The organism is Rathayibacter tritici, from assembly GCF_002932875.1.
Classification (GTDB): domain Bacteria; phylum Actinomycetota; class Actinomycetes; order Actinomycetales; family Microbacteriaceae; genus Rathayibacter; species Rathayibacter tritici.
The window spans coordinates 19098-32345 of record NZ_PSWS01000018.1; the positions used below are offsets into that span (position 1 = coordinate 19098).

Here is a 13248-nt window from a genome sequence, read left to right on the forward strand (position 1 = left end):
TTACACCCCACGAAGGCGGGTATCGCGGTCATACTAGCCGCCCGGGCACTGCCGCCCGCCACCGCTGGAGGGACAGGATAACGACACCCATCAGGAAGAAAATCGAGAGGATCAGAACGGTCATCCCGACGATGGTGCGCGGCCCTCCCGACAGCGCCGGATCGAGGAATTCGTAGACGTACCGCGCGGCGAGAGCGCCGCGCGCGAAGGTGTACGCGAACCACAGCATCGGGAACACCATCACCAGCCAAACGAGGCGCAGATCGACGGGGCGCTCGCCCGGCACCGCGAGCAGCTCGATCACGGCGAACGCCGGCACGAGCACATGCAGAACGATCGTGCTCGGGTTCAGCTGCGCTGGATCGCCGAGCGCGACGGGCCCGTAGATCATCAGGAACAGGCCCGACATGCTGAGCAGGGTCGCGGCATTGAGGGTACGCATCGCCGTGATCCTGGGAGACTCGCCCGTGGGCGCGGCGCTCCTGCGTCCGTTGGAGCGTGCGGCCCGCCAGGAGCTGCGGCCCGCGATCGCGAACGCGATGACCGAGAGGATGTTGGTGAGCGCCGTGACCGAGCTGAGGAAGTCGGCGGTGGCGTCAGAGCCCACCCGGGTCTGCGCGACGACGACCGCGCTGAGGACCACGACCGCCCCCAGCGAGGCGATCGCCCACCGAACGAGGGCAATGCGGCGTCGAACTCTCATGCGGACCCTCTCGTCGGATGTGGCGGCCCGGAGCGGCCGGATGCTCGAAGTCCGGGGCGGAAGCCCGTTCGGTACAGTCGGGACATCCATGAGAACCCATTCCCAGACAGGGGTCGAATGCCCGGCACAGCGTCGCACCGAAGGTCCCTACGGGTCCTGCTCGATGGTAATTGGTGGATTCGCGGCCCGATCTCGAATCGCGAGGTCATGCGCGAAATCACCTTCACTTGGGCGCGCCTCTTTCCTGAGGATTCACTTGTCGTCGCCGTACCCCTGACGGGGGTAGAGTTTGCGAGACAAGAACTGGCAGGACTTGCCAGAGTAGTGGCCACAAAACTGCGGCCGCAGGGGGTCAGCGCCATAGTCGAACTCGCCCTGCTCTCTCTCCGTCTCCGTCCGGATTTCACGCTCGCGCATAACTTCACCCCCCTTCTTGGGCGATCCGTCGTGTTCATCCAGGACTTTCTCTTCCTGACGAATCCGGAGTGGTTCACCCGCAAGGAGCGCGCCTACTTCTCGCTCATGCCGCTCACCGTCCGCCGTGCCGACCTGGTGATCGCGAGCAGCGTCGCGGAGTCGCAGCGCATCGTCCGCACCTCGGCCGCTCGCCGCGCGGTTCCCGTCGGGCTCGGGCTCAGCCGGGCGTTCGCCGCCGCGGAGCCCGTCGCGCCCGCCGGGGTCGACGGATTCGACGGCTTCCTGCTCGCCGTCGGCCGCCTCACCGCCCGCAAGAACCTGGCCACCACCATCGAGGCCGCGCTCGCGTCGGGAGTGCTCTCCCCCTCCTTCCCGCTGCTCGTCGTCGGTGAGGCATCCGGCGCGCTCGCCGAGTTCTCGCCCGCCGTCCGCACCGCCCTCGACGACCACCTCGTGCGCCTGCTCGGCCGCATCGAGACGGAGGAGCTGCGCTGGCTCTACGAGAACGCCGCGCTGTTCCTCTTCCTCACCCTCGACGAGGGCTTCGGCCTGCCCACCCTGGAGGCGCTCGCCTGCCGCACGCCGATCCTCGCCAGCGACATCCCGGTGTTCCGCGAGATCCTCGGCGAGCGAGCGCGCCTCGTCGATCCGCGCGACGTGTCCGCGATCTCGGCATCGATCCGCGAGCTCGTCGCTGATCCGCCGGAATCGCCGGATCCGACTGCGGTGCTCGAGTACTACAGCTGGGACGCCGTGGTGACGCGCCTGCGCGCCGCGATGGTGGCGGTGCTGCCGTGAGCGGGCCGACCGTGTCGATCGTGATCGTCACCTACAACAGCCTCGGAGTGATCCGCTCCTGCCTCGACGCGCTCGCCGACCGTGACGAGAGCATCGAGATCCTGGTGGTCGACAATCTCTCGCGCGACGAGACGGTCGCCGTGCTGCGCGACGAGTACCCGGACGTGACGGTGGTCGAGAACACCGAGAACGCCGGCTTCTCGCGCGCGGTCAACCTCGGCGCCGCCCACGCCACCGGCCGCCACCTGCTACTGCTGAATCCGGACGCGCAGATCTCGGCCGCCGTCGTCGGCTCGCTTGCGTCACTCCTGGACGCCGACCCGACGATCGGCGCCGTCTCCCCGCTGCTCGAGAACGAGGGCGAGGACGTCGAGATCGTCGCCGCCGGGCACGCCCCCACCGTCCGCCGGATGCTTCTGCACCAGACCGGCCTCTCGCGCCTCGGCCGGCTCTTCCCCGCCTTCGAGGGCCACTATCTCTTCGCCGCCGACCTGCACGGGCGGCCGCGCGACGTCGACTGGGTCAGCGGTGGCTGCCTGATGGTCCCGCTGGCCGTCTGGGACCGGATCGGCGGCCTGACCGACCGCTGGTTCATGTACGCCGAGGACGTCGAGATCTGTCTGCGGCTGCGCGCCGAGGGCCTGCGCGTGGTCCTCGATCCGCAACTGCACGCCCTGCACGCGATGGGTGGATCCTCCAGTGGCGTCGACGGCCGCGTCGGCACCGCCTGGATCGTGAACCTCTTCGACCTGTACGGCTGGCGGCTGGCCCGCTCCGACGCGGAGCAGCAGCTCTGGCGCGCCGTGGTGCTCGCCGGGATGGCAGCGCGGATGCTCGTGTACCGGCTAGCCGGGCTGCGCCCCTCGCGGGCAGCGGCGGCGGCCGGCCAGCTGCGGCGCTACGCGATCTACCGGCGGGCCCTGCGCGCCGCTCCGCTCACCCGCGACCGCGAGCCGCTCGCCGGCCGCCTGCCCGCCGGCCGGTGATCGATTCGTCGCAAAGGGTCGCTTCCGAGTCCGGGAAGCGACCCTTCGTGACGAATCAGAGCCCGTCCTCCGGGGGAGGGCGGGAGGGCGGCTACGTTGCGGAGCCGCGGTAGAGCACTCGGAGGGTCTCCCGGGTCCCGTCGGGGGCGGTCGCCGTCACACGGAACGAGCCAGCCGGCAGCCGCGAGAGGTGCGTGTCCACCGACACCGACTTCGTGCGGCCCGCCGCCAGCGAGGTGACCTTCAGCTCACCGTACGGCGTCGGGATACTGAGGCGGACCGGCGTGTTCCCGGCGTTCGTCGCGGTGGCGGTCAGCACGACCGACCCGCCGCGCGTCACGCCGGTGATCGTCACATCGACATCGACCCGGGTGGCCGGAGCGACAACCGTGACGACGGGAAGGAGCGCACTGACGCCTCCCGAGACCGCGGTGATCGAGACGGAACCCGTGCCGGGACCCGCGGTCGCCGCGGGGAGCGGAGCGGAGCCGTCGGCGCCGGTCGTCGCGGTGGCGGTGGTGCCGCCCCCGGCGAAGCGGGCCGGGCCCTCGATCGTGTAGGCGACGTCGGCGCCGGCGACGGGAGCACCGGCCGCGTTCGTCGCGGTGACTCCGAGGCCGGTGATCGCCGCTCCGGTCTCGACGGTCTGCGCCTGCCCCGAGGGGGTCAGCGTGGCGATCGCGGCCGGGTCGGTGAACATCGACGGGCGCAGCGGAGTGACGGTCAGGCTCTCCAGGCGCGCGGTTCCCCCGGAGGAGAGGAGCGAGACTCCCGTGCTCCTCGGGTCGGCGAAGACCTGATCGGTGATCGTCGCGAGGCCGCCCTGCGCGAAGGTTTCCACGGAGGCGCGGTCGACGTAGAGCTCGAGGTGCAGCTTCCCGTCCTCCAACGCCACCGGCGCGGTCTCGACCGAGGGGAAGTCGGCGTCGAAGCCGACATCACCCGAGCGGGTGCGGTCGACGCTCAGCTCACCGGAGGCGACGTCGTAGCTGATCGGCGTGCGCTGGCTCCCATCGGCGGAGTTGCGGACGGAGAGACCGAACGAGTCGGCATCGCCGGCGCTGAAGGTCGCGTCGAGCCTGTAGACGCTGCCCTCGGCGGCGGCGGCAGGCAGGGCCGTCTCGCCCTCGAGGATGTCGGCCGCGCCGAGGGTGAACGCCTCGTCACTGCTCGCGAGGCCCGCGGTCTGGTCGACGACCTTCTGCACGAGCGCCGGGGCGCCGTCGACGGTCTGCAGCGACAGCTCGCGCGGCAGAGCCATCGCTCCCCGCCACGTGCCGGTGGGGATCGCCTCGCCGTACTGCCAGTTGTTCATCCACGCGATCATGATGCGCTTGCCGTCGGGCGCGTTGTCGAAGGTGACTCCGGCGTAGTAGTCGCGGCCCCAGTCGAGCCAGTCGTAGTCGACGAGGCGGCTCTGCGCGGGCTCGTCCGACAGCATGAACTGGTCGGCGAGGATGTGGCCCCAGCCCGCGCGGTTGTTGTCGACGACCTGAAGGTGCGCCGTCCGCCCTGCGAGGTCCCCGACGTCCCAGGATGCCCAGTCGAGGCTCTCGCTGTCGCTGCCCGTCGCGGTGCGGACGACCTCACCGTCGACGACCAGAGTGACGCTGGTCTCGACGGAGCGGAGCTGCGCGGGGGTGTCGGCGAGCACCACGTGATCGACGGTCAGGTGACCCCAGCCTCCGGCCGCGCCGTCCTGCACCACGATCCTCGCCGTCCTCCCCTGGTGGGCCGAGACGTCCCAGCTCTTCCAGTTGAGGGCGCCGTCGTTCGTGCCGGCCGTGGTCGCCACCACCTCGTCGTCAATGACGAGCTGCACCTCGAGGGTCTGGGCATCGCCCTCCGGTCGGAAACCGCCGCCCACCAGCATGCTGAGGTGGTCGTTGTCGATCGTGAACTCCGGAGAGGTCATCGTGCCGGTGTTGTCGTCGCCCTTCGGGCCGCCCTCGAAGGTGTTGATCCGCTTCTCACCGAGGAAGAATTCACCGCCGTTCGTAGAGGGATTGGTGCCGTCGGCGAAGTCGCCGGTCACGGTCCAGCCGTTGTCCGTGAGGCTCTGCTGGTCCGGGAATTCGAAGCCGTCGAACAAGAGCTCACTGCCCGCTGGAGGATCATTGGCGAGCTGAGTGCCGTCGACGTGCGGGTGGTTGCCGCCGCCGACGAGGAAGTTCAGGTGGTCCTGGTCGACAGTGAAATCGGGCGAGCGCATCGAGCCGACCGGCCAGTCCCCATCGTTGAAGCCGTTGATCAACCCCGTTCCGGCGAAACCGGTGACCGCCTGCTGGCCGTCGATCGATCCGGTGGCCGGAGCGGCGCCGAACGGCCCATTCTTCCGGTTCCCCGGCTCGTTGTTCACGGTCCAGCCGTTGTAGGTGCCGTCGTCGAAACCGGCGAGGGTGGTTCCCTCGGGGAGGGTGTCGGAGCCGACGGTGGACTCGGAGGTGAAGGTGGTGCCATCGAAGTCGCCAACGAAGTACTGGCCGCCGGAGCCGCCTCCGACCGCGCCCGGGTTGAGGTTCACGACCATGACCCACTTGACGTTCGAAGGGTCGCCGTCGACCGCGAGCGGGAACAGGTCCGGGCACTCCCACACTCCGCCCGTCGCGTTGGCCGGGCCGAACTCGCTGAGCTCGGTCCAGTTCCGCAGGTCCGTCGACTTGTGCAGGAGCACCTTGTGGTCGTCCGCCTCCACGGTGACGACGACCCAGTAGGACGACTCCGGAGTGCCGCCGTCGTACCAGAACATGTGCGGGTCGCGAAAGTCGTTCTGGTCGCGGTCGATGACCGGGTTGCCCTCGTACGTCGTCCAGGTCTGCCCGGCGTCGGTGCTGTAGGCGAGTGCCTGGGCCTGCTCCCCCGTCCTGTAGGCGGCGGTGTACATCGCGACGAGGGGCGGGTTCTCGGCGGTGCCGAATCCGGAGGTGTTGTCCTTATCGACGACGATCGAGCCGGAGAAGATATCCGACTCCGCGTCGCCCGGGATCGCGAGCGGCTGCTCGGTCCAGTGCAGCAGGTCGGTGCTGGTGGCATGGCCCCAGCTCATGTTCCCCCAGCGGGTGCCCTGCGGGTTGTACTGGTAGTAGAGGTGGTAGACGCCCTCGTAGTAGACGAGCCCGTTGGGGTCGTTCATCCAGTTCTTCGTCGGCGAGTAATGGATCGCAGGACGATAAGTCTCTGCGGCGGGGTCGAGCGGAGCGGCGGAGACGGCCGGGACGGAGAGTCCGCCGCCGACGAGGCAGAGCGCGGCGGCGGCGGCCACGAGGCCACTGCGTCGCGGAAGTGAGCGATGAGGAGAATGCATGGAAGAACGCCCTTCGTTGCGCGTGTCATGACTGACAACGTTGTCAAGTGAGGGGCAATCTACGGATTGTCCTCCGGACAATTCAAGGGTTCTCTGCGAAAAAGATCAGACTGCGTCCACGCAGCACTCAGTGCGGGCAGGGCACCTCTCCGGAACCGCGGGCGATCAGCGTGGTCGGGATCACAAAGGTCTGCGCCGGCTCGTCCTCGCCGTCCAGCCGCAGGAACACGCGCTCCGCCGCCGTCCGACCGATCAGCGCAGGGTTCTGCGCGATCACCGAGACGGCGGGCTCGAGCATCTCGGCGAGGGGGATGTCGTCGAATCCGATCAGCGCGACCCGGCCGTGTGCGCCTCGGCCGCGCAACGCGGCGAGCACCCCGATCGTGATCAGGTTCTGCCCGCCGACGATCGCGGTCGGCGGCGTCGGAAGCTCCAGCAGCGCGGTCGCCATCTCCTCGGCCGCGTGCTCGTCGTGCGCGCCGTGACGGACGTATTCGGGAGGCACCGGCAGGCCGCGCCGACCCATCTCCTCATGGAAGCCGCGCTCGCGCTCCTTGGCCGTGAAGATCTCGGGCCGGTCGCCGAGGAATGCAATGCGGCGGTGTCCGAAGGAGACCAGGTGACCCACCGCTCGCGCGATGCCGGCCGCGTTATCGGTGATCACCGCATCCGCCGTGATGCCCGAGGGGACGCGGTCGACGAACACGGCGGGCGTGCCGCGGGCGACCTCGACACCCAAATAGGCCTGGCTCGGCGCGACGGTGGTCAGGATCAGCCCGTCGACGCGCCGCGACACGAACGCATTCACGCTGGAGCGCTCGCGCGCCGGATCGTCATCGAGGCTGGAGGCGAAGACCGCCACTCCGCGCTCGTTCGCCAGATCCTCGACCGCACGGTGCAGGGCTCCCGAGAACGGGTTGGCCACGCTGCCCACCAAAAGGCCCAGCGTGTTCGTGCGCCCGTTGGAGCGGCGGAGGTTCCCCGCGTGCAGGTCGGGCTGGTACTGCAACTGCGCAGCGGCGGCCCGCACTCGTTCGATCGTCGCGGTCGAGACGTTCGGCTCGCCATTGATGACGCGCGAGACCGTCTTGATGCCGACCCCCGCGAGAGCAGCCACGTGCTTCATGGTGGGGCGCCTTCCGGCACCTTCTGACAACGGTGTCACGTTCCGGTCTCGCTTTCTGCAGGATCGCTTGACCTTAGCGTCGCGAACCCGATAGACCTACTTCTGACATCGTTGTCGGGAGGCTGCTCCCGCCCTATGAACAGGACTTTCAATGACGAACCGTTCCCCTCGCCTCACCCGGTACATCGGCCTCGGCTCCGTCGCGATCCTCGCGGCCCTGGGCATGACCGCCTGCTCCAGCTCCTCCGGGGGCGACTCGCCCGCCGGAAGCAGCGACGGCGCCGGCGTCACCCTCATCGTGAAGACCACCTCCAACCCCTTCTTCGTCGCGATGGAGGACGGCGCCAAGGCGGCCGCGACCTCGGCCGGAGTCAGCCTCACGCTCGCCGCAGGCAAGGAGGACGGCGACGAGGACACCCAGATCCAAGCCATCGAGAACGCCATCTCCAAGGGCGACAAGGGCATCCTGATCACCCCGAACGGCCCCTCCGTCGTCGATGCGATCCAGAAGGCGCGCGACGCCGGCCTCTTCGTGATCGCCCTCGACACCGCCCCCGACCCGGCCGACGCGGTCGACATCACCTTCGCCACCGACAACTTCACCGCCGCCGAGTCCATCGGCAAGTGGACCGCCGCGCAGCTCGACGGCAAGAAGGCGACCATCGCGATGCTCGACCTCTTCGACGACAAGGTCGTCTCGGTCGACTACAACCGTGACCAGGGCTTCCTCACCGGTATGGGGATCGACGTCGCCGATAAGGCGACCAACGGCGACGAGGCGAAGACCGGCAGCTACAGCGGCGGTGACTACGAGCTCGTCGGCAACGAAGCCACCCAGGGCGCCGAGGACGGTGGGCGCACCGCGATGGAGACCCTGCTCTCCAAGAACCCCGACATCAACGTCGTCTACACGATCAATGAGCCCGCCGCCTACGGCGCGTACCAGGCCCTCCAGGCCGCGGGCAAGGAGAAGGACGTCCTGCTGGTCTCGATCGACGGTGGTTGCGCCGGCGTGAAGAACGTCAAGGATGGCCTGATCGGCGCCACCGCGCAGCAGTACCCGGTGAAGATGGCGCAGCTGGGAGTCGAGGCCATCGCGCAGCTCGCGGAGGACGGCACCAAGCCCAGCACCAGCGCCGGGCTCGACTTCTTCGACACCGGCTCGGCCCTCGTCACCGACACCCCCGTCGACGGCCTCGACAGCATCAGCTCCGACGACGCGTCCGGAATCTGCTGGGGCGACTAGCCCGTCACGGGCAGGGCGCCCCCGGCGCTCCGCCCCCCTCCTCCGTTCCCCGCGACCTCAGAAAGGCCATCGTGGCTCAGAAGACCACCGACCCGAATCCGCCGACCTCGGCCCTGGATCTCGCCAGCGAGTTCCTCGACCGACGCACGCCGCTCGACCGCGTCCGCGGGGTCCTGCACCGCTACCCCGCCGTCAGCCCCGCCGTCGTCCTCGTCCTGGCGATCATCGTCTTCGGAGTGCTGAACGACCGCTTCCTCGACCCCTCCAACCTCTCGCTGATCACTCAGCAGGTCGCGGTGGTCGGCACCCTCGCCGTCGCGCAGACCCTGATCATCCTCACCGCCGGCATCGACCTCTCGGTGGGTGCCGTGATGGTCCTCACATCGATGGTCATCGCGCAGACCGCGACCGCGAACGGCCTCCCCGCGATCGTCGCGCTGCTGCTCGGCCTGGTCGTGGGCCTCGTGGCCGGCGCCTTCAACGGCATGCTCGTGACCCGGCTCCGGCTCCCTCCGTTCATCGTCACCCTCGGCACGCTCAACATCTTCGTCGCGTTGACGCTGGTGTACTCGAGCGGATCGACGGTCCGCGGCACCGACATGCCGGCGCTGCTGCCCTCTACCGGCGGCACCTTCGACATCCTCGGCGTTCGGGTCAGCTACGGCGTACTGCTGATGCTCGCCCTCTACATCGTCGTCGCGTTCATCCTCGGGAAGACCGCCTGGGGCCGCCATGTCTATGCGGTCGGCGATGACAAGGAGGCCGCCCGCCTCGCCGGAATCAGCGTGAACCGCGTGCTGATGAGCGTCTACCTCGCCGCCGGGGCGATCCTCGCTATCGGCGCGTGGATCCAGATCGGCCGCACCAACGCGGCCAGCCCTAACGCTGGAGCCGACCTCAACCTCGACTCGATCACCGCCGTGGTCATCGGCGGCACCAGCCTCTTCGGCGGTCGCGGCACGGTCTGGGGCACTCTCCTGGGCGCCCTCATCGTCGGCGTTTTCCGTAACGGGCTCTCGCTCGCCGGACTCGACGTCCTCTACCAGACGCTCGCTGTCGGCGTCCTCATCATCGTCGCCGTCTCGGTCGACCAGTGGATCCGGAAGGTTCGCAAGTGACCCTCATCGACGCCGCGGGCACTGCTCCCGCCGCCGCCCGCACCCCCGTCCTGCAGGCCAAGCGCCTCGTGAAGACCTTCGGCCGAGTGGTCGGACTCGACGGCGTCAGCCTCGAGCTCTACCCCGGCGAGGTCCTGGCGATCATCGGCGACAACGGCGCCGGCAAGTCCACGCTGATCAAGTGCCTCACCGGCGCCGAAATCCCCGACGAGGGCGAACTCTTCCTCGACGGTCAGCCCGTCTCGTTCAAGCGTCCGCAGGACGCCCGCGGCGCCGGCATCGAGACGGTTTACCAGAACCTTGCCGTCTCGCCCGCCCTGGACGTCGCCTCGAACCTCTACCTCGGCCGCGAGAAGCGCAAGAAGGGGATCCTCGGCTCCGTGTTCCGGATGCTCGACACGGCAGGCATGCGCAAGGAGGCCCGCGCCGAGCTGACCGAGCTGGGCATCTCGACGCTGCAGGACGTGACGGTCCCGGTCGAGAACCTCTCCGGAGGACAGCGCCAGGCCGTCGCCGTCGCCCGCGCCGCCGCCTTCGGCTCCAAGGTCGTCGTCCTCGACGAGCCGACCGCCGCCCTCGGCGTGCGCGAATCGAACCAGGTGCTGCAGCTGGTGCGCAACCTGCGCGACCGCGGCATCCCCGTCATCCTGATCAGCCACAACATGCCGCAGGTCTTCGACGTGGCCGACCGGATCCACATCCAGCGCCTCGGCAAGAAGGCGGCGACGATCACGCCGCAGTCGCACTCGATGACCGACGCGGTCGCGATCATGACCGGGGCGGCGACCGCATGAGCGCACGGATCCTCGTCGCCGAGTTCACCGCGCTGCCCGGCAACGAGGAAACGGTCGCCGGCATGATCGCCGACCTCGCCGTTCTGGTCCGGCAGGAGCCGGGCAACGTCGAGTTCGTGCCCTACCGCCGAGAGGACGACCCGGCACGGTTCTTCGTGTACGAGGTCTACCGCGACGAGGAGGCGTTCCAGGCGCACATCTCGGCCGACTACGGAGCCGTGTTCAACGAACGGCTGGGCCCGCTGATCGTGGAGCCGAACTCGCAGCTGACCTGGCTCGCGGCGGTCTGAGCCGCACGGCCCCTAGCTCCGCGGCGTCGATCCATCGTCTGCGGCCGTGCCGATCCGAGCCCGCGAGCGCGGAACTCTCCCCGACCATCCGCCCGGCTCTGCACTCCCGGCCTACGGTTGAGCCCGCAGGACAGCGGCAGGTCCACCATCTGCGGGTTTCTTCCCGGCTGATGCGAGTAGTCATGTTCGTGAGCGCACAAGATCACGCGACGAAAGGGAACCTCATGGCCACCGCAGACGATGTACACAGAGCACGTCGGCAGGGCGAGAAGGACGGGTACGCGGCAGCCGTCGAGCAGCTGCGCGCCTTCACCGGCGTTGAAGGCCTCGAACCCGATCTCGAGTCACCCGAGCATGTCGCCTACCCGACGTACCTCCAGGACCTGAGCGAAGAACGCGATCAGATCGAGGCAGCTGTGGAGAACGATGAAGCCTCCATCGCCGATCTCACCGATCGCTCTTCAGAGGCCGCAGGAGATCATTCCCACGCCCTGCAGAACCGGCGGGAAGCCCGCGCCGATCGCAACGTCCTCGTCCGTTTCATTGGCTTGATGGGCGATCACCGCCTCCCCTCCGCGCATCGAGTTCGCCTTCTCGAGGGCGAGCTCATGGCCTAACACACCCTGTCAGCGAGGCGTCAGCAGGTCCTACGCGTGCTCGACGGGGAGATCGAACAGGTCACCGCGTGGATTGCTGACATGCTCGCCGCGGCCGACACGATCAAGGTCGATCAGCAGGAAGCTGAGTTCCGGCAGGAAGCTGAGTTCTGGCGCGAACAGGAACGGGTCCAGGCTGAACGCGATGTCTCACCGCGCTGGTGCATCGTCTACGACACTCTTGACGAGTTCATCGCGGAGGACCCGCGCCGTCAGGCCCGAGCGTGGACCCTCCCGGTTGTCGCTGGTGCCGACTTCGGGTACGACTGGCATCGAGACCTCGACGATGGCCCTGATGCGCCAGGACGATGGTCCCTTCACTACATCCAGGAGAACCACGAGACGATCCTCGAATATCGCCCTCTGTATGGGCCGGTCCGGATCTGGCTCCTGGGTACGGCAATGAAGGACCTCGAGGACGCGATGAAGGTCTTCGGGCCGATCGATACGCGAGAACGACGGCTGGAACGCAATAGCGTCGCGATCGTCCTCGACACCTACGCCGCCGACGCCAGCGCGCAAGGAGGAATCGCCCTCACTCAAGTGCTCAGATCGCAGGGCGGTCCGCTGTGAGACCTCGGACCGGAAAGCGACGCTGGGCGACTCGCACCGCTGCTGAGCCCGGTCAGCCGGGCAAACTCCATCCGTCGTGTGGCGGCTCCGCGCGCAAAGGAGCTTCGTCGCCTAGATGAGGGAGCGCAGGCGTACGCGATAGTCCTCGGCCAGCTCGGGCGAGGTCACAAGAGGCCGGCCGCAGCCGCCACGTCGCTTGACCGCCGCCGTGCAGGCGGACGGGAAGAAGCTGAAGCTGCCCGTCACCGGTCCGGCTCGAGCCCGCGGGCGTCCCGAGAGCAGAATCCTGCGCTGTCCGGTGGCTCGACAGCTGTCCCGCTTGACCTCCTCGCGGAAGATGCATGGCACATCCGAATAGCCTTCCACTAAACAGCTCCGTCAAGCCAGGAGGCCTCCCCATGTCACAAGACCCGAAGTGTCATCAACCTCACGGCCCAGGACACCTACTCCGTCGGCCGCGCCAACAGAGCTGCCCAAAGTTTCCTGGACCAGTTGAATAGTTGTCTACGCGGCGAGGTTCTCGGTGATCCATGCCTGCTCGGCTTCGTTCGGGGTCCGATAGTCGAGTCCCGAGTGAAGTCGTTGTTGATTGTAACACAGTTCGATGTATCGTGTCACGTCGCGGATCGCTTTCTCTCTTGTCGGATATTGGGGCTTATGCAAAATCCCCTCGCACACCCAGCGAACAAGCCCCTGACCAGGGCTTTTGTGAAGCCCTACCGGGATTCTGCATAAGCCTCATTGAGTGCGATTGCAGCGCTCGTTCTTGAGTGTTCCGTTGAATAATTCGGCCCACGCGTTGTCCCAGCAGACTCCCGTCCGGCCCATCGATTGTCTGATGTCGAGCTTCTTCGCGAGTTTCCCGAAGTCGGCGGAGGTGTAAACGGAGCCGCGGTCGCTGTGGAAGATCGTTTTCGCGGCCCGGTTCGGCTGGTTCCTTGCCGCCATTTCGAGAGCTTCGCTGACGAGTTCGGTACGCATGTGGTCGGCGAGGGCGTACCCGACGACCTTCTTTGAATAGCAGTCGAGGACGGTCGCGAGGTAGACCCATCCTTCCCAGGTGCGGATATAGGTGATATCACCGACCCATTTGCAGCCGGGTCGGTTTGCGGTGAAGTCCCGCTTGACGAGGTCGGGGATGTCAGTCGGATCGCCTGGGGTCGTGGTCACCGGCCGCCAGGGCTTGGGCTGGCAGGGTTCCAGTCCTGCTGCGCGCATGAGCCGGCGGACGGTCTCG

At 68.0% G+C, this 13248-nt stretch carries 11 protein-coding genes and 1 pseudogene; 8 read left to right on the forward strand and 4 right to left on the reverse strand.

Features of this window, described 5'->3' with window-relative positions; translation table 11 throughout:
* Window positions 1–28 precede the first annotated feature (28 nt).
* Window positions 29–703 (reverse strand): Pr6Pr family membrane protein, encoded by a 675-nt coding sequence (locus tag C5D07_RS15625; protein ID WP_170063493.1) that lies wholly within the window; start codon window positions 701–703, stop codon window positions 29–31.
* Between the two features lie 324 nt (window positions 704–1027).
* Here C5D07_RS15625 and C5D07_RS15630 point away from each other — a divergent pair, with 324 nt between their 5' ends.
* Together C5D07_RS15630 and C5D07_RS02915 are read left to right on the forward strand one after the other, a co-directional pair.
* Window positions 1028–1918 (forward strand): glycosyltransferase family 4 protein, encoded by an 891-nt coding sequence (locus C5D07_RS15630; protein WP_170063494.1) that lies wholly within the window; start codon window positions 1028–1030, stop codon window positions 1916–1918.
* Window positions 1915–2904 carry a glycosyltransferase family 2 protein gene (locus tag C5D07_RS02915; protein ID WP_170063495.1) on the forward strand — a complete coding sequence of 330 codons (990 nt, stop codon included), beginning with the start codon at window positions 1915–1917 and terminating at the stop codon, window positions 2902–2904. Before C5D07_RS15630 ends, C5D07_RS02915 begins: the two co-directional genes overlap by 4 nt.
* Window positions 2905–2995: 91 nt before the next feature.
* Here C5D07_RS02915 and C5D07_RS02920 read toward each other — a convergent pair whose 3' ends face one another.
* Window positions 2996–6208 (reverse strand): GH32 C-terminal domain-containing protein, encoded by a 3213-nt coding sequence (locus C5D07_RS02920; RefSeq protein ID WP_181134373.1) that lies wholly within the window; start codon window positions 6206–6208, stop codon window positions 2996–2998.
* Window positions 6209–6335: 127 nt separating this feature from the next.
* On the reverse strand, window positions 6336–7334 hold the full coding sequence (locus tag C5D07_RS02925) for a LacI family DNA-binding transcriptional regulator (RefSeq protein WP_104258639.1): 999 nt from the start codon (window positions 7332–7334) through the stop codon (window positions 6336–6338).
* A 151-nt stretch (window positions 7335–7485) separates the two neighbouring features.
* Between C5D07_RS02925 and C5D07_RS02930 the strand changes: the two genes are divergently transcribed.
* The 6 genes from C5D07_RS02930 (at window position 7486) to C5D07_RS02955 (ending at window position 12011) form a co-directional block, all read left to right on the forward strand.
* The gene (locus C5D07_RS02930) at window positions 7486–8580 is read left to right on the forward strand and encodes a substrate-binding domain-containing protein (protein WP_104258640.1); all 1095 of its coding nucleotides are present in this window, start codon (window positions 7486–7488) and stop codon (window positions 8578–8580) included.
* 71 nt (window positions 8581–8651) lie between these two features.
* Window positions 8652–9698: an ABC transporter permease gene (locus C5D07_RS02935; RefSeq protein ID WP_068250306.1), complete on the forward strand. Its 1047-nt coding sequence runs from the start codon at window positions 8652–8654 to the stop codon at window positions 9696–9698.
* Complete coding sequence (locus C5D07_RS02940; protein ID WP_068250304.1) at window positions 9695–10492, forward strand: ATP-binding cassette domain-containing protein; 798 nt, start codon at window positions 9695–9697, stop codon at window positions 10490–10492. Before C5D07_RS02935 ends, C5D07_RS02940 begins: the two co-directional genes overlap by 4 nt.
* Window positions 10489–10782, forward strand: coding sequence for a putative quinol monooxygenase (locus C5D07_RS02945; protein ID WP_068250301.1), 294 nt, complete (start codon window positions 10489–10491; stop codon window positions 10780–10782). The genes C5D07_RS02940 and C5D07_RS02945 overlap by 4 nt, the downstream gene beginning before the upstream one ends.
* Window positions 10783–10964: 182 nt before the next feature.
* Window positions 10965–11399, forward strand: coding sequence for a hypothetical protein (locus C5D07_RS02950; RefSeq protein WP_146076777.1), 435 nt, complete (start codon window positions 10965–10967; stop codon window positions 11397–11399).
* Between the two features lie 36 nt (window positions 11400–11435).
* Window positions 11436–12011, forward strand: coding sequence for a hypothetical protein (locus C5D07_RS02955; protein WP_104258642.1), 576 nt, complete (start codon window positions 11436–11438; stop codon window positions 12009–12011).
* 504 nt (window positions 12012–12515) lie between these two features.
* Here C5D07_RS02955 and C5D07_RS02960 read toward each other — a convergent pair.
* Window positions 12516–13248: pseudogene (locus C5D07_RS02960) on the reverse strand (IS3 family transposase); the annotation flags it as partial.

Coding starts and splice junctions, on each gene's coding strand:
- C5D07_RS02925 (WP_104258639.1), bottom strand. CDS start 7,334: ATGAAGCACGTGGCTGCTCTCGCGGGGGTCGGCATCAAGACGGTCTCG.
- C5D07_RS02945 (WP_068250301.1), top strand. CDS start 10,489: ATGAGCGCACGGATCCTCGTCGCCGAGTTCACCGCGCTGCCCGGCAAC.
- C5D07_RS02950 (WP_146076777.1), top strand. CDS start 10,965: ATGTTCGTGAGCGCACAAGATCACGCGACGAAAGGGAACCTCATGGCC.
- C5D07_RS02930 (WP_104258640.1), top strand. CDS start 7,486: ATGACGAACCGTTCCCCTCGCCTCACCCGGTACATCGGCCTCGGCTCC.
- C5D07_RS02920 (WP_181134373.1), bottom strand. CDS start 6,208: ATGCATTCTCCTCATCGCTCACTTCCGCGACGCAGTGGCCTCGTGGCC.
- C5D07_RS15625 (WP_170063493.1), bottom strand. CDS start 703: ATGAGAGTTCGACGCCGCATTGCCCTCGTTCGGTGGGCGATCGCCTCG.